Source organism: uncultured Streptococcus sp. (assembly GCF_963528215.1).
In the GTDB taxonomy this organism is placed as follows: domain Bacteria; phylum Bacillota; class Bacilli; order Lactobacillales; family Streptococcaceae; genus Streptococcus.
In genome coordinates this window covers 1-15,669 of sequence record NZ_CAURVL010000009.1, presented here as the reverse complement: position 1 = coordinate 15,669, position 15,669 = coordinate 1, and the positions used below count along the sequence as shown (strand labels likewise).

General features: G+C 42.1%; 15 protein-coding genes and 3 pseudogenes. 2 read left to right on the top strand and 16 right to left on the bottom strand.

Going from position 1 to position 15,669, the window contains the following annotated elements; all coding sequences use genetic code 11:
* Positions 1–23: 23 nt before the first annotated feature.
* The 10 genes and pseudogenes from RWS24_RS05340 to lepA form a co-directional block, all read right to left on the bottom strand.
* Entirely contained in the window at positions 24–638 is a 615-nt protein-coding gene (locus tag RWS24_RS05340) for a hypothetical protein (protein ID WP_314366014.1), read from the bottom strand.
* Between the two features lie 62 nt (positions 639–700).
* Positions 701–1,053 (bottom strand): annotated as a pseudogene (locus tag RWS24_RS05335) (hypothetical protein); the annotation flags it as partial.
* 304 nt (positions 1,054–1,357) lie between these two features.
* Positions 1,358–1,570 (bottom strand): annotated as a pseudogene (locus RWS24_RS05330) (ClbS/DfsB family four-helix bundle protein); the annotation flags it as partial.
* A 94-nt stretch (positions 1,571–1,664) separates the two neighbouring features.
* Complete coding sequence (locus RWS24_RS05325; RefSeq protein ID WP_314366070.1) at positions 1,665–2,579, bottom strand: DNA repair protein RadC; 915 nt, start codon at positions 2,577–2,579, stop codon at positions 1,665–1,667.
* Positions 2,580–2,631: 52 nt separating this feature from the next.
* Positions 2,632–3,465: an AraC family transcriptional regulator gene (locus tag RWS24_RS05320; protein WP_314366013.1), complete on the bottom strand. Its 834-nt coding sequence runs from the start codon at positions 3,463–3,465 to the stop codon at positions 2,632–2,634.
* Positions 3,466–3,662: 197 nt separating this feature from the next.
* Entirely contained in the window at positions 3,663–4,157 is a 495-nt protein-coding gene (locus RWS24_RS05315) for a YkgJ family cysteine cluster protein (RefSeq protein ID WP_125337189.1), read from the bottom strand.
* 167 nt (positions 4,158–4,324) lie between these two features.
* Positions 4,325–4,960 carry a hypothetical protein gene (locus tag RWS24_RS05310; RefSeq protein ID WP_314366012.1) on the bottom strand — a complete coding sequence of 212 codons (636 nt, stop codon included), beginning with the start codon at positions 4,958–4,960 and terminating at the stop codon, positions 4,325–4,327.
* Positions 4,961–5,070: 110 nt separating this feature from the next.
* Entirely contained in the window at positions 5,071–5,862 is a 792-nt protein-coding gene (gene pnuC, locus RWS24_RS05305; RefSeq protein ID WP_002895303.1) for a nicotinamide riboside transporter PnuC, read from the bottom strand.
* 330 nt (positions 5,863–6,192) lie between these two features.
* Positions 6,193–6,825, bottom strand: coding sequence for a hypothetical protein (locus RWS24_RS05300; RefSeq protein WP_002903031.1), 633 nt, complete (start codon positions 6,823–6,825; stop codon positions 6,193–6,195).
* A 42-nt stretch (positions 6,826–6,867) separates the two neighbouring features.
* On the bottom strand, positions 6,868–8,691 hold the full coding sequence (gene lepA / locus RWS24_RS05295) for a translation elongation factor 4 (RefSeq protein ID WP_032912442.1): 1,824 nt from the start codon (positions 8,689–8,691) through the stop codon (positions 6,868–6,870).
* A 122-nt stretch (positions 8,692–8,813) separates the two neighbouring features.
* On the opposite strand from lepA, the gene RWS24_RS05290 reads away from it, so the two are divergent.
* Positions 8,814–9,629, top strand: coding sequence for a Cof-type HAD-IIB family hydrolase (locus tag RWS24_RS05290; protein ID WP_314366011.1), 816 nt, complete (start codon positions 8,814–8,816; stop codon positions 9,627–9,629).
* Between the two features lie 77 nt (positions 9,630–9,706).
* Here the strand turns inward: RWS24_RS05290 and RWS24_RS05285 are convergent, their stop codons facing one another.
* The 6 genes from RWS24_RS05285 to RWS24_RS05260 form a co-directional block, all read right to left on the bottom strand.
* On the bottom strand, positions 9,707–10,072 hold the full coding sequence (locus tag RWS24_RS05285; RefSeq protein ID WP_314366010.1) for a TIGR02328 family protein: 366 nt from the start codon (positions 10,070–10,072) through the stop codon (positions 9,707–9,709).
* A 51-nt stretch (positions 10,073–10,123) separates the two neighbouring features.
* Entirely contained in the window at positions 10,124–11,218 is a 1,095-nt protein-coding gene (hemH, locus tag RWS24_RS05280; protein ID WP_314366069.1) for a ferrochelatase, read from the bottom strand.
* Positions 11,219–11,413: 195 nt separating this feature from the next.
* A complete protein-coding gene (locus tag RWS24_RS05275; RefSeq protein ID WP_314366009.1) occupies positions 11,414–12,697 on the bottom strand; it encodes a glycosyltransferase in 1,284 nt (427 codons plus the stop codon).
* Positions 12,666–13,313: a hypothetical protein gene (locus RWS24_RS05270; protein ID WP_314366008.1), complete on the bottom strand. Its 648-nt coding sequence runs from the start codon at positions 13,311–13,313 to the stop codon at positions 12,666–12,668. The genes RWS24_RS05275 and RWS24_RS05270 overlap by 32 nt, the downstream gene beginning before the upstream one ends.
* On the bottom strand, positions 13,306–14,448 hold the full coding sequence (locus RWS24_RS05265; protein WP_314366007.1) for a glycosyltransferase: 1,143 nt from the start codon (positions 14,446–14,448) through the stop codon (positions 13,306–13,308). The genes RWS24_RS05270 and RWS24_RS05265 overlap by 8 nt, the downstream gene beginning before the upstream one ends.
* A gap of 2 nt (positions 14,449–14,450) precedes the next feature.
* On the bottom strand, positions 14,451–15,221 hold the full coding sequence (locus RWS24_RS05260) for an SDR family NAD(P)-dependent oxidoreductase (protein WP_314366006.1): 771 nt from the start codon (positions 15,219–15,221) through the stop codon (positions 14,451–14,453).
* A 138-nt stretch (positions 15,222–15,359) separates the two neighbouring features.
* On the opposite strand from RWS24_RS05260, the pseudogene RWS24_RS05255 reads away from it, so the two are divergent.
* Positions 15,360–15,669: pseudogene (locus tag RWS24_RS05255) on the top strand (peptidase T); the annotation flags it as partial.

Sequence of the window (15,669 nt, the reverse complement as noted above, 5' to 3'; positions counted from 1 at the left end):
CCTTTCTAAGTGAGAAAAAGTCGCTAATATTTATTTGGGAAATATTCTTTTCCCAACTGCCATAAATACTGATCAATCTCTTTTAGATTAAATTCTTCTAAATCGTAGTATTCTCTAAAAGCAATAATTATATTTTTAAATTTTTGATAATCTTTTAGATCTGCATTCTTAAATTTGGTAAATTTATCTGTTTTTCTAAAATATTTTAATACCTTTTCTACATAGCTATCATAAATAGGGTATTCTTTAGGATTATGATGAGAACAGTATTTGGTAGAAAAAGAATAGAACTTTCTAGTTACTCCATTAATAGCAACATTTTGAATTTCATTGACTAAAGTTGCATCACCTTGTCTCAACCTCTCATCAATTTTAAGACTCAGTATATGCTCTGCAACTGGATAAACTGAAAAAATATTTGTGCTATAAAAATCATTTAATGTAGCAACCTTTAATAAAATATCAGAAATTTCTTCGTTCCTTGGTAATAGCTCAAAAAACAATTTATCTAAAGCATCTTCTTGCAACTTATAATTTTTAAGATTATTCCACGATTTCAAGTATTTTTCAACTTCAATAGCTGACGGTCTAGAAATAACAATATCTGATTTCTGTTTTCTATCGTAGTTTATTTGCATATCTATCTCACTTCTAGTAGTTATTCATAAAATTCGATAGATTAATTATAGCATATTACAAAACGAATCAGTGTAGCTAAGATAGCCACTTGGAAACTATGTGTATTCCAGACAATAAAAGGAAAAACTGAAATAAGTAAAACAAGGTCTAGTATTCTGAAACCACCATAAAGTTTGGGGACACTTCCACTTCCAAACTGGGGATTCGACAGTCTTCTAATCAAAATTGCCCAATAAAATGAACCTTGAAGCAAAATAAATGTCAGTAAAGACAAAGGATGGAGAATGGTTACTAGACTATTCAAATCAGCAAGCAGATTTTTCAAAAGGATAGGCCGGCTGTGAACTCTCCCAAACAGAGGGACACCAACTCTTTTCTAACTTGCTCTTTTTGTATTTTCATCATCTCACCCATCTATCTATCATCCTAAATCAGAAAAAAACCATTCGAACCAGTTTATAGTCAACACTTCTCAGAATCAAAACATTCTAAGCATCGAACAGATCAATAGCTTTAATATAAATGTGCTCTAAACTTAGAATCACATCAAAATAAATGTTTTAGTGCTATTCTAAGTCTATGACAGCCTTAAATTTTAATTTTTGAAGGATTCTAAAACTAGAATAGCTTAAAAATCACGAGAATGAAACTATGCGAAGCTTAGAAGAACATTTTCTAAACTTCATACGCACTTTAGCTAATGGCGCTCACAGTTTTTCTAATGAGCTTTGAGTTTTTTGCTAGCCCAATCATATTGACTGGAGGTGCTACTGACAAAGCAGGAGCCTAAACTTGTCCCACCCGTCCACTTATAAACACCTTTTGTAAACAATTCGTCATTGGTAAATCTTTCAGCTAAGCCTACAAGCTCTTTATACGTTTGCTCAAGTAGTCTAGTCGCTTCTTCTAAAGACGTTTGAGGTGTTTTCTTACTTCATTATACCATAATCAAAAAGCAGTTATTCATTTTTGAACAACTGCTTTTACTGGTTAATTTTTAAAGTTTAGGAGCATCGTTAGTCTTGTTAACTTACATATAAATCTCTAAAGCGTCGGTCCACTTCTGCTATCTGATAGAGCAAGTGGGATAGTTCTTGGTAATCTTCTTTTAAACACGAAAGGTGGGCTTGACCAAATAGAGTAGCCAATTCCTCTTTTAATCTTGCCCCTTTGGGTTCATGGTCTTTTAAGAATTTACTGAGATAGAGATTTCGAACAGCAGCAAGTTTAAAGCTGAAATACTGATGCAATTGTTTTTGCTCCGTATTTAAGCCGTTTTCAGCAACTGCTTTTGCATAACATTCCAAAACATTACTTTGTCCATCCAGATATCTGGCCCTCATAATCTTTGCTGTTTCTTGATAGATTTCACACTGACTAGGACTTTTGACCTTCCTAAAATTTCCCCACATGGAGAAAGAACCTCTTTTATAGTCGATATTTTTAGCTTCCCAGGCTTTCGAAAATTCTGAGAAAGTCATTCTCATACAAGCAAAACCTGCTGGATCATGGAAATAGATGAACTCATCATCTAGATCATAAACTGAAACAAAATGGTCCACCCCATACAAATGAATGTGATTGGGATTATAAGTGAGATAACCCATGTCCAAAGGGCCAAGAACAACTGGCCCGCTGAGCAAGAACTTACTGAAAATCTCTCTGATAGAGAGAAGATCCACCGCATTTGAATCCTTTATATAGTATTCATCATATGTAAAACCCAGAATGTTTAAAGAATGGCTGATAGAACTATCTGGCATCCCATTATCAAAGAAGACTAAGGGGTGTTTTTCATCTTCCTTTATAATACTAGCACCATTTCCCATCGCCATTATGGCTTCCAAAAACTCAGGGCGAACATCATAACCATACGAATGCATGGCCATCGCAAGTGAATATGTATAACAAAGAGAAACGTCCCCAAAATACATCTGCATAGCATCTCCTCCTCTGTATTCAACCCCTAAAAAATGACTTGCAATCACCATTTTATTTCACTACTGGTATCCAGAGTTCCATTTGATAGTCTGGAGAGGACATATCTCCCTCGGAGTAAACTTCAAAATCTGGTGCTCCTGAGTGGCGATAGCCAGTTTCTGGGAAAAAGACTTCCAAGACATATTTCCAAGCATGATGGATACTGGCTGGTATGGCCCCCTTGACTGGTACGATAGCATATTCAGCTTCTGCGATTTCTTTGATTGACAGACCTAGTTCTTCTGCTTTCGCTTTATCCGCCACATCATAGGCAGCCATATAGTTGATGATTTCGCCTTCTTTAACATCCGAGCAGACGCCAAAGGAATGGCCACTGCCCAGACTTTCTAGGCTTTCAAAGCTGTGATTTGCATAGAGCTTCTCCCATGCAGACGGGCACTGGCTATTGTCAATAGCTTCCAATAGGACGCCTGCCACGGTAAAAGCAGGTTTCTTTTGAATCTTGATATCCATGTTCTTTCCTCCTGTAATCTTTAAGGATAATTGAAGTCTAGGAAAGACCCGATAAGGTTTTTCATTTCGAACTTCTGAGGGGGTCGCACCATGGAATTTCTTGAAGGCTGCACTGAAGGCATCCGCAGACTCATAGCCGTATTTCAGTGCTATATCAATGACTTTCTCAGAGCCTTCCCGCAAGTCTGTCACAGCTTCTGACAGCCTGCGATTGCGCAAATATTCTGCCAAGGTCATATCTGCTAGGATTGAAAAGAGCCTGCTAAAAAGAGCATAAGAATAGCCCGATAGCTGCTGAAATTTCTGCAAATCCATTTCTTCGTCCAACTTACTTTCTAGATATTCCATGGTTCGATTGAATTGATGCATCATATTCTTTTTCACCTCATAAAAGATACTAAGGCCGTTAAAAGCAAAGTGAAAATAGGAAAATTGACGGAAGGGCTCCTGCTCCGAGAAAATTTCATCTTTTTCACATAGCTTTTAGGCCGAGTTCAATTCTAACTATAGTCTAACAGATCTAAGATACTTCTGCCCTAGAATTTTTGTACAAGATTTAGAGGGGGATTTTACAACCTATCCCGCAGCTTCTCCACAAAAAGATAAGCCGCAGGACAGGTCAGAGTATTTTTGATTGTCAGATGATTAATCTGATGAATCTTCTTACGGTCTGTATGGGGAAATTCTCTGCAAGCCTTTGGCCGGACATCGTAGATCGAGCAGAGATTGTCTCCACCCAAAAAAGGACAAGGCATAGCCTTGAAAACCTTGTCACCGTCTTCGTCTACCTGCAGAAATTCCTCTTCAAAAGCCGGCAGCTTCATCTTGAAATACTTGGCAATGCGGACAATGTCAGCTTCCTTAAAGTCTGGCCCCAGAGTTTTACAGCAATTGGCGCAGGCTGTACAGTCAATCTCCTCAAAGACCTCATCATGGATTTGCTGGGCTAGTTTATCAAGGTTTTTTGGTGGCTTTTTCTTGAGACTGGCTAAAAATTTTCGGTGCTCTTTCTGCTTCTGCAGAGCTAACTGATGGTACTTTTCAAGGTCGATTTCTTGAGTCATATATTTTTCTTTCTGTATTCAAATTGTTTTTATTATATCATAAAATGAGCGCTCTTAAATCTTATCAAATCCCAAAAATATGACATATTCCACCTCACAAAAAAATCTGAGAACCAGTCCCAGATTTGCTTTTTATAAACTTAGAGAGTTATCATCAAATACCGTCGTTAAATGCTTTTTCCACCGTCCTTACTGGTGCTCCAAGTTTCTTCGATATAAGGTATAAACTCATATAAAGTATCTTCATCGCCCTCAAAGGACATCATATAGACCTTATCACCTTGTTTGAAGACCCAAACCGTTAGGTTTTGCGTGGATTTTAAAATAACATTAATCTGAAAGGCTTCATTTCCAGCTACTGTACTCTTTGCACCCCAAAAGTCATCAACTTCCTTATTATCCTTCCAGTGGTAGGCAATCCGTTGGGCAATGGTTTCAGCATTAAATTCTTCACCTTCTCCAATGTTGGCTTTTTCTTTTGTATAAGCGTTCATCGTGACAATATTATAGCCACTTCCATCCGTATACTGGACGCTATCGCCACCATCTACGTCTGTAAACTTAATCCAATTATCAGGAATACTGATATAGCCATAATCATCAGATCCGACGCGCATAGTACCAGTTGTCTTTGACGAATCTTTGTCTCTACGACTGCTGCTTGTATCGCTGTCATCTCTCAGGGAAACCCGACTGGAAGAATCAGATGGTTTCCGACTGCTATAGTTCTTAATAAGGCTACAAGAAGACAGGGAGAGACCGGCTAAGATAGTCAGGGAGAGCAGAAAGTACTTCTTTTTCATGGTCGTTCCTTCCTAAATCTAATAAATTTTACTAATACTAGTTTACCATATTTTTAGTACGAAAGGAAAGAGATACATTGTCACGTCCGATTAATGTTCCGTTTATAGGACTATGCTTTTTTAGCAGCCTTATTCCACTGGTACCATCCGACCAAACTGTTGATTAAATAGATCAAATATTTCCCTTGAATTTGAAGACTTTCACCCCACCAGAGGTAGATAGAAAAAATATTGGTCGCTGCCCAGAAAATCCACTGTTCACGATAAACAGCCGTCATCAGGATTTGCCCTACACCATTTGTCGCATCTGTGATTGAATCACGATAAGGACGATTAGCCCCCACAGATTGGTAAATCAAGCCAAAGACCAACCACCAAAGCACACTGAGCGATAGATATTTTGTCCATCCTTTGGCATCTAGCTTACGAGCAACAAACTCTTGCTTTTCTTTTTTGAACTGGCCTTGGTAAATCCACACCAAGAGTCCAATTGGCTGCATGATGGTAAAGTAAAGAGTCGTCAGGACCTCGCCATAGAAGCCTTTCTGCAAAGCCAAAATCAAGTAAATCACAGAATTGATCAAACCAAAGAGGTAATTGCTAGCACGTCCTTCAGAAACGAAGATCACACAGATAATCCCAGTCAGACTGCAAATCATCCCTGTCCAATCCACGATGCGATGTTCATATATCAGCTCCAGCCAGAGCGGAAAACTCCCTAGAATCAAGAGATAAACCCATTGACCTAGACTGCGATGAGCAAACAAATCGTCCCAAATAAGCTTCAAGGTACCAGAAAAGCCGAGCTTCTTCATACTAGTCACCATGCGTTTATAGCCACCAGACATTTCAGAAAGCGTCAGCTTCATGTTTGCGATTTTCTTTTGGATATAAGTATTCATTCTTTCTCCTTTTGTTTTTTAAGAGCCGTGTCAAATTGACTTACGGATGCAACGCTCTATTATTTTCGAACACGCATAAGGTCTGTCTTATACAGTGTTCACATTTTATCATATTCCTATTTCAGAAAATGTCAAGTAAAATCTAAAAAAGATTTCCTAACGTTCGGATTTCAAGAAAAGGCCTACAAATTTTTGTAAGCCTTTTTGCTTGGATTTGATAGTAGTCGAACGTTTTTTCTGATTTATCACTATCTTTTTGTGAAACATAATTGGCTTCTACACTGAAAAAAACAAGAGACTTAATAAATAGGCCTCTTGTTTTTTAAACTATTATTCGCTGACTGCTCCCTTGCCATCAAGGCTCCAAGTATCTTTCATGTTTGTAATGAAATCATCAAGAGTTTCTTCGTCGCCTTCAAAGGATAGTATATAGACTTTGTCATCTTTTTGGAAAACTAATGTATTAGCAAGTTGTCCCGATTTCAGAATGATGTTTATTTGAAAGGCTTCTATTCCTGAGACAGTACTTTTAGAGCCCCACATCTTCTCAATATTATCTTTTTGACTCCAATTATAGGCTACATGTTGAGCAATTGTTTCTGCATTGAAAGTCTCACCATCTGCTACTTCAGCTTCTGCCTTAGAAACAGCATTCATGGTAACGATATTATAAGCAGAACCGTCGGTATATTGGATAAGTCCTTCAACTTCTGCATCAAAAAATTTAATCCATTTACTTGGGATATCGATATAACCAAACTCTGGAGAACCAACACGTTTTGTTTCTTGATTGGTTTTGTTCTTGCTTCTTTTAGAAGAAGAATTTGAAGAATTCTTTTTCACTTGTGCACTGAAACTAGTCGAAGAACTAGATTGATCAGGCTTTTGTCCAGAATTGGCACACGATGCAAGAGTAAGTGAAGTTAATACCAGAACTGCTCCAAGCAGATACGATCGTTTCATGATTTTCTCCTTTTGGGATATATTACCTAGAGATATAAGACTTTATTCCTCATCCATACTCAGGACACTGAGGAAGGCTTCTTGTGGGACTTCGACAGAACCGATAGCTTTCATCCGTTTTTTACCGGCTTTTTGTTTTTCTAGGAGTTTGCGCTTCCGAGAAACATCACCACCATAACACTTGGCCAAGACATTTTTACGCAGGGCCTTGATGTCTGTCCGAGCCACGATTTTCTGTCCGATGGCTGCCTGGATGGGTACTTCAAACTGCTGACGAGGAATGATTTTCTTAAGCTTGTCTACAATCAGCTTACCACGCTCATAGGCAAATTCCTTGTGAACGATAAAGCTAAGAGCATCAACCTTATCGCCATTGAGGAGAATATCCATCTTAACCAGCTTGGACGAGCGATACTCAGAAATTTCGTAGTCAAAGCTAGCATAGCCACGAGTAGAGGACTTGAGCTTGTCAAAGAAGTCAAAGACGATTTCAGCAAGCGGGATTTGATAGATGACATTGACCCGATTATCATCGATATAGTCCATGGTCACAAAGTCACCGCGCTTGCGCTGAGCCAACTCCATCACCGCTCCGACAAATTCCTGGGGCACCATAATCTGCGCCTTGACATAAGGCTCTTCAATGGAATCAATCTTGGTTGGGTCTGGAAACTCGCTCGGATTGGACACATCAAGGGAAGCACCATCCGTCATATTGACCTTATAGATAACGGACGGCGCCGTCATAATCAAATCAATATTAAACTCACGCTCCAAACGCTCCTGAATAACATCCATGTGCAGCAAGCCCAAGAAACCACAGCGGAATCCAAATCCCAATGCCTGCGATGTTTCTGGCTCAAACTGCAGACTGGCATCGTTTAGCTGGAGCTTTTCAAGCGCCTCGCGCAGGTCATTGTATTTATTGGACTCAATCGGATAGAGACCAGCGAAGACCATAGGATTCATCTGCTTATAGCCAGCTAGTGGCTCTGCAGCTGGATTGTCCGCCAAGGTCACTGTATCCCCGACCCGAGTATCCTGTACCGTCTTGATAGAAGCCGCGATATAGCCAACATCCCCAGTAGCCAAGAAATCACGACCGATGGCTTTCGGAGTAAATATGCCAACCTCTGTTACATCAAAGGTCTTGCCATTGCTCATGAGCTGAATGGTATCTCCCGGCTTGACCACACCATCCATCACCCGCACTTGCAGAATTACCCCACGATAGGCGTCATAGACCGAGTCAAAAATCAATGCCTTGAGCGGTGCTTCTACATTTCCAGTCGGAGCTGGAACTTTTTCCACAATCTGCTCTAAAATTTCCTCAATTCCGATGCCGGCCTTGGCAGAAGCCAATACGGCTTCGCTAGCATCCAGACCAATCACGTCCTCAATCTCTGCCCGCACCCGCTCTGGATCCGCAGCTGGCAGGTCAATTTTATTGATAACTGGCAGGATTTCCAAGTCATTGTCCAGCGCTAGATAGACATTCGCCAAGGTCTGAGCTTCAATTCCCTGAGCCGCATCCACGACCAGAATCGCCCCTTCACAGGCCGCTAGCGACCGCGATACCTCATAGGTAAAGTCCACGTGTCCCGGCGTGTCAATCAAGTGGAAGATATAGGTTTCGCCGTCCTTGGCAGTATAATTGAGCTCGATAGCATTGAGCTTAATGGTGATACCGCGCTCCCGCTCCAAGTCCATGCTGTCCAAGAGTTGGGCCTGCATTTCCCGGCTGGAAACCGTTTCGGTTGCCTCCAAAATCCGGTCAGCCAAGGTTGATTTCCCGTGGTCAATGTGGGCAATGATGGAGAAATTGCGAATCTTCTCCTGACGTTTTTTCAAATCTTCTAAATTCATTTTTCTCATCCTTTTAGGGTATTCTATTTATTATAACACAAGACCAGTGATTTTTCCTATAGACTCGGACTTTCTCTGTAAATTATGCTATACTAGTCAGAGAATAATTTTGGAGACACTTTATGATTAAAATTCTTGCACTTGATATGGACGGCACCTTACTCAACAGCAAAAAAGAAATCCCCCAAGCTAACATTGAAGCTCTGCACCGAGCTATTGAGAAAGGGGTCAAATTGGTTCTTTGCACAGGTCGTCCCTTGGTCGGCGTCAAGCCTTATTATGGCAAGCTAGGCCTTGCACAAGAAAACGAATATGTCATCGTGGACAATGGCTGCGCTACACATCAGACCAGCGACTGGAGTCTGGTGGACTGGCAAGAGCTGAGCGGCCAGGATATTCGCTATCTCTATAGTCTGTCTGAAAATAGCCCTGTCCAGCTGACTCTCTTTGATGAAGAGCATTATTTCGTCGTTGGAGAAAAAGCCAGTTCCTATGTCGTGAATGATGCTAGCTTAGTCTTCACCACTCCAACCGAGATTAGCCTGGAAGAGGCTTGCAGTGGTCAACACAGAATGTTCCAAGCTATGTTTTTAGGTAGCCAAGAGCAGGTAGATGCTTTTGAAGCCGACTTTGGCCAAGAAATCTGCCAGCGTTTCAGTGGCGTTCGCTCTCAGCCAGTCATTTACGAGGCCATGCCATCTGGTGTGACTAAAGCCTTTGCCCTAAAGCGATTGGCTAAACAATTGGACGTCAATCCTCAGGAAATCATGGCAATCGGTGATGCCAACAACGACATCGAGATGCTGGAATATGCAGGTCTCGGTGTAGCTATGGGCAATGCTTCAGACCATGTCAAAAGCCTAGCCGATGCCGTCACAGACAGCTGCGAGGAAAATGGGATCGCAACTGCTATTGAGAAGTTTATTTTGAATTCGTAAAAGTCAAAAAAGAAGAGCAATGTCTCTTCCTTTTTTGTTCTATAACCTTAATACTATGCCGTCTTGACACTTGGAAATCAAAAAATTTCTATTCCCTTTTCTTTCAGATTTTCCAAGCATTCTTGCAGATAGGCTGCGTCATGCTCCGGATAAATAGGATGTTCTAGCTCCTCAGCTGGCAACTGCTGGTAAGGAGGGCAAGTCTTGCCACGGTAGTCTTTATCCAGCCAAACGGGATTCGGCTGATAGCCCCGCTTCTGCATCTCCTCCATAATCAAGAGATGATAAGCATAGAGGCAATAAGGGCTGTGCTCAAAAACATAGTTGACCGTCGCATGCGGCTTGCCCCAACCTCGTCCACGTAAAGCTGCGCACTCTCGATGCTGGCCTAAAAGCTGCTGGCGCGGAAGTTTTTCAATTAAATCTTGGTGCCAAAGTCTCACGGTTTTCTCCTTCTAGAATAATCTTATAAAATCATCAACGAATATGAACAATCAGCTCTTGGGCAGTTTTCCTGCTTTCTCCAGCATTTTCTTGACAAAATACGGCATCTTAACATTCTCGCACCCCTTTTTCTCAATCAGCTTCTTGACGAAATCTGGCATTTTCAGCTCTGCATCCTCTGCAAGAATCTGGCAGCTCTCCTCCGACGGCTGCAATTCATCGAAGGTTTCTTCTTCTGGAAAGCATTCTTTGAAGGGTTCATGCTCATGGCGGCGGATAGTTTGAATCAGGGCATCAATTAAACGGTCGTCTGCATTGGGCATAGGCGGTCTATGATAAGCAACACCCAGTTCATCGCAAAGTTCCTTACACTCCACGTCATTGTCAAAAAGGACCTCTATATGCTCACTGATAAAGCTAATCGGCACAAAAATATAATGCTGCGGAAGTGTTTCTTGCTGGCGCATGTAGTCCAGCACGTCAGGTTTGATCCAAGGGAGTCCGATGTCACTCTCACTTTGCCAAACATTGAGATAATCCTCTTCTGTCAAACCCAACCTGTCAGCAATCAAACGGGCATTGTCATAGATCTGATCAATGTAAGGATCTCCGAAATCCAAGGCCAGAATAGGCACACTGTGGGCTGAAAAGAAAATCTTGAAGGTCTCTTCTCTAACCTCTTCTGTAAGAATCTTTCTCAGCTCCTCTGCCCAATAATCAAGGATAGCTTCTTCCTGATACCATTCCTTAATGATATTAAAGCGGATGGAATCACTCTGGATGAACTTCTCATAACCCATGACAGAATAGTAAGAAAAATGAGGCTCTAGGATCAAACAGATACATTCCTCAATACCATCCTCTTCCATCTGCTTAATCACATCAGGGATAAAAGGACGTGAGAATTTATTAGCAAAATAAACCGCATACTCACCAGATAAACGCTGACGGACCTTTTCCACCTCTTCTAGACTGATACGCTGCAGAGGCGTTCCACCAATTAGGACATAGTTATCATAGAGGGTCTGAATTTCATGGTCTTGCGGCCTGACACCGCGGCGAATATTGGTAAAAAATTCAGCCACTCCCTCAAAGCTAATCTCCTCTGGCGAGCCAAAAGTCATCATTAGAATTGCTTTCTTCATCATCTTTCCTCTTCAGTCACTCAGAAAAAGCCAAGTTGACTTTCCAACGACTTTCTTGTAATCACTTTCATTTTAACATCTTAAAAAAGACTTGAATAGACCAAAAAACCTATTCCTTGAAAAGAATAGGGAAATTTAATAATTCAGACACTTTAATATTGGAAGTATGCTTTAATAGTTTGTTGAGTTTTCCAGTTATAAATCAAGCTTGAGTAGGCGCCCCAGCTCTTGATAGAGAATTTCTGTAGGCTGATATTCTTTGCTTTGCTGGGCAAGGTTTTTCAACTGAGACCAGTCCGTGCGATCCGTCAATTCCTTAAAAAGGCGCAGCACTTCTGCATTATTCTTTCTGCGAGCAACCAACCCCACCTGGGCCAGCTCAGCACGAACGGCATTGTCAAACTGGTCATAATCCTGTGGCAAAATGAGACTGGGAATCTCATGCTCAATACAGGCCATCATGATACCCGTTCCTGCGTGGTGAATAGCAAAATCTATCTTATCCAGAATGTCGGTATAGGGCAGATAATCAAAGAGTAGCAAGTTTTCCGCCAGTTCGCGCGGAGCATTACCCAAGCCACTAGCTTCTCCCAAGGTGACGTAAAAGAGGTAATCTGGGTAGAGCTGACTCAGCTTTTTCGCTCGCTCCACCATGCGCTCCTTCTCCCATTTCAAATGAGTGCCGCAAGTCACTAAAACCCGCTTCTTATCGGTCTCAAAATAAGACTCATGAGCTGCAGGCAGACGATCAAAGGACAGGCATTTGTAACCAACCCAGCGAAGCTGCTTAGGAAAATCGTCTCGAAACTCTAGCTCTTTCATGCCCAAAGCTAAGATAGAGTATGGCGAATAAATGGCTTCTGTACCGTCTTCCCGATAGAGTTTAAAATCTTGATAATCTCCCAAACTCTTCCGGACTAAAGCAAAGGCCATTTTCTTTCCACAACGAATAGCTCGCCTGCCTAAGGCATCTCTGAATTTGTACAAAACGCCCTGATGAGGTTTCCAGCCTCCCAAATAGGTCGGAGTTGTCGTCTGGCACTCAATAGCAACCGGACTTGGAATCGTGGTTATCCAGGGAATGCCAAAGCTATCAGAAATCAGGCCTGCTGGCGAAGCAACAAAATCCGCTATGACCAAATCCGGTTTACCGCCCTCTTGCCAAATTCGATTTAACTCGTCTATAACTTCTGGAATGAGTCTAGAATTGGCCCGAAACTGCTGATAGGTAATCAAAGGGTTACTTTGCTGTGGGGTATTGGCGATATCCTCCATCACCGTCGGTCTTTCTGGAAAGAGTGCTAGACAGTCAAAACCGATTTCCTCCACTAACTCTTTCTTTTGGCAGCCAGTGATGACACGAACGCGAAAACGCGGATCCGTCAGCAAGGGCTTGACTAAGGTCAAAGTGGGCAGCAAATGCCCACTAAATGGCACACTAATCACATCAATCTTTATCACTTTTTCTAATCCAGTCATGAACTAATCCTTTCACATCTTCCCTGTATTCATAATCAAAATGGTTGCTATCCACCATCACATCGGCTGGATGGCCATCTAAAAATCTGCTGTAAATATCCTTCCTGCCCTTGATGACCAGCAAGTCAATATCCTTGCGATTTAGGAGTCTCCGTGAAACAGGCCCTAGCGCAATCACTCTCAGTCTAATCGGTAGATTTTCCTCACCCAAACCCTCCAGCCACTGGGTCAGCATATTGAGTCCCGAGCTCTTGCAGATAATGATAGCATCCTCAGCATCCAGTAAAGGAGATAAATGCCGCTGCAAAGCCTCCTGAAAGCAAGAATTGTAGAGAGTATGCCAATAGTAACGGATATTGGAAATGGAAGCATTCAGCAAGGCAACTTGGGTTTGTCTCCCGTGCTCAAATCCCTGATTAAATGGAAAATTACTGGGCACTACTGAGAAATCTGGTGGACAAATCTGCTCAAGAAACTCAAGCTGTCCTGCAGTCAGACTAGAACTCTCCAAATGACTGCTACCACTGAGAAAAAGCAAGACCTTGCTAGATTTCAACATGGTTTGGTCTGGCGACAGAGCATCCAACTTAGCCAAGTACTGCTTCATCTTACTCATAACGGATTTTCCCATCCGTCACTCGAATCTTCCTTCCCCGCCAGTTAATCACTCGCGGACTGAGCAAGACATAGAGGAAAAGCCAAGGCAAGACTAGGTCGTTCAGCTCCTCGTAAAACACCTCATCAGGATGCGGTTGAGTAGTTAGGATAAGGCGACGATAAGCCAGCATCCAAACCGCCTTGACCAAGAACAAAAGCAAAGCCAGCAGTACAAAAGGCCAGCTAAGAAAGAAAGCAATGAGCAAGGCAGGAAGGGGCAGGAAACTAGGCAGAGCAATTAAAATAATAACCTTCCAGTCCAAGTGCTCTTTCAGATAGATAGAGCTAAAAAGCAGCCAACGCTTCATCTGCAGCAAATATTGCTTGGCATCCTTGATAGTAGTCCGAACATTACAGGTCACCCGCGTCTGGATAATCTCAACTCCCTTGCTGCGCAGAAAATCCGCTACAGCCAAATCATCACATAGATAGTCTTTAATAGCACTGAAGAGCTTCTGCTCCCTAGCCAGTTCAAGTGGCAGGATGTAGAACATTCCATTAATCGAGTGGTTGGCTTTGACTTCTGCCATGGTAAAATAGGTAATAAAAGAATTGCTATTGACAAAAGCTGCTACTAGCTTGGACCAGAAATTGCTTCGCTCCTGATTATAGGGAATGCCGGTCAAAATAACATTCTCACCTAGATAATCTGTCAACTCCCCCATTTTTGAAAAATCAATGACGCTGTCGTCGTCGAGAACAATCAGATAAGGCCGGGTCAGCTCATCTATAATCTGCTCAATCTTATAACTCTTAGGATTAATCCCCTGAGGGACATCCTCCATGAGAAAAACGCGAATGCGCTGGGCATAAGAGGGATTTTGACAAATTTTGTCAGCAACTCGCTGAGCCTCTGGATCAGACTGATCAATCAGCCAGTAAAACTCAACTGCTTCTGTCTGCTGGAGATTGGCTAATAAATCATTTTCCAAACGAGGATCACCAGATAGGATGGGCTGGACCACTGTATAAAGCTCCTCTTGAAAGTCTGATGAAGAGCTCTGCCCTTTTTTCAAATAAGTCAAAGACAAGAGCCAACGCAAGATAAAGAGAAGCAGGTAAGCAACAGTCAGCAGGAAAAAAATAAGTTTCATGATCAAAGCCCCTTTCTTAGATATGCGCCAATCAAACGGATAATCCATCTTTGCGGAAGTAGCTTCATGAGCCAAACCAGTAGTCGATATCTCTTGCCCACTATAGCATAGGAACGGCCTTGATGAAGCAATCTGATAATGTGTCGTGCTGCTATCTGCGGGCTCATCTGTAACTGACCACCACCCAAAGCATCCTGTAGCTCTGGAGGAAAGATAGCAGTCAGAACTGGTCCTAAAATGTAGAGACAAACTTTCACTTCAGAGCCTTTGAGGCGCAGCTCTTCTTGCAAGGCTAGACAGTAAGTCTGCAAAGCGGCCTTACTGGCGCTGTAAGCTGCCAGATAAGGATGGGGAAAAAGTGCCGCTAGTGATGAAAGCTGGACAAGCCTTACCTTGCAATTACGCTCCGCAACTTGCTTGATCAGTCGAATCGGCGCTTGGTAATTGACCTGCCAGAGGGCCTTTTCATCTGTTTCTGAAAGAGATAGAGCTGGACCAAAATTAGCCAGACCGCAGCAATTAATCAGTAGATCCGCATCTAGCTGCTGAGCAAAATCGTCCACAGCAGCCGCATCCAGCAAATCCAAAAACCTACAGGACAACTGAGCCCTAGCTCCTGACAAGTCCTCTTGCAGCTGAGTGAGCTTAGCTTCATCTCTGCCGACCAAAACTAGCTGTTCTGTCCTTTGAGCCAGTTCTCTAGCCAACTGACGGCCTATACCTCCCGTAGCTCCCAAAATCACAGCTTTGCTGATTGTTTTTTCCATTTGCATAGATATAGTTTACCAGATTTTGACAAGATATAAAACTAATTGCTAGATTTTACCTTTGCGCTCAAGAAACGAAAAACATTTCTCACTCTCTCCTGAATATGCTAAAATAGACTTAAATGAAATGAAAAAGGAGCATTTATGAAATATCCTAATCTTTTAGAGCGTTTCCTGACCTATGTCAAGGTTAACACGCGCTCAGACGAGACATCTACTACTACACCCAGCACCCAGAGTCAGGTAGACTTTGCCAACAAGGTTCTCATCCCTGAAATGAAGCGAGTCGGCTTGGAAAATGTCTACTACCTGCCCAACGGCTTTGCGATTGGGACTCTGCCAGCCAACGACCCTAGCTTTACTCGCAAAATTGGCTTTATTTCCCACATGGATACGGCGGACTTCAACGCAGAAAACATCCAGCCACAGGTCATTGAGAATTATGACGGCGGTG

Coding starts and splice junctions, on each gene's coding strand:
- RWS24_RS05340 (WP_314366014.1), bottom strand. CDS start 638: ATGCAAATAAACTACGATAGAAAACAGAAATCAGATATTGTTATTTCT.
- RWS24_RS05325 (WP_314366070.1), bottom strand. CDS start 2,579: ATGCAGATGTATTTTGGGGACGTTTCTCTTTGTTATACATATTCACTT.
- RWS24_RS05320 (WP_314366013.1), bottom strand. CDS start 3,465: ATGATGCATCAATTCAATCGAACCATGGAATATCTAGAAAGTAAGTTG.
- RWS24_RS05315 (WP_125337189.1), bottom strand. CDS start 4,157: ATGACTCAAGAAATCGACCTTGAAAAGTACCATCAGTTAGCTCTGCAG.
- RWS24_RS05310 (WP_314366012.1), bottom strand. CDS start 4,960: ATGAAAAAGAAGTACTTTCTGCTCTCCCTGACTATCTTAGCCGGTCTC.
- pnuC (WP_002895303.1), bottom strand. CDS start 5,862: ATGAATACTTATATCCAAAAGAAAATCGCAAACATGAAGCTGACGCTT.
- RWS24_RS05300 (WP_002903031.1), bottom strand. CDS start 6,825: ATGAAACGATCGTATCTGCTTGGAGCAGTTCTGGTATTAACTTCACTT.
- lepA (WP_032912442.1), bottom strand. CDS start 8,691: ATGAATTTAGAAGATTTGAAAAAACGTCAGGAGAAGATTCGCAATTTC.
- RWS24_RS05290 (WP_314366011.1), top strand. CDS start 8,814: ATGATTAAAATTCTTGCACTTGATATGGACGGCACCTTACTCAACAGC.
- hemH (WP_314366069.1), bottom strand. CDS start 11,218: ATGAAGAAAGCAATTCTAATGATGACTTTTGGCTCGCCAGAGGAGATT.
- RWS24_RS05275 (WP_314366009.1), bottom strand. CDS start 12,697: ATGACTGGATTAGAAAAAGTGATAAAGATTGATGTGATTAGTGTGCCA.
- RWS24_RS05270 (WP_314366008.1), bottom strand. CDS start 13,313: ATGAGTAAGATGAAGCAGTACTTGGCTAAGTTGGATGCTCTGTCGCCA.
- RWS24_RS05265 (WP_314366007.1), bottom strand. CDS start 14,448: ATGAAACTTATTTTTTTCCTGCTGACTGTTGCTTACCTGCTTCTCTTT.
- RWS24_RS05260 (WP_314366006.1), bottom strand. CDS start 15,221: ATGCAAATGGAAAAAACAATCAGCAAAGCTGTGATTTTGGGAGCTACG.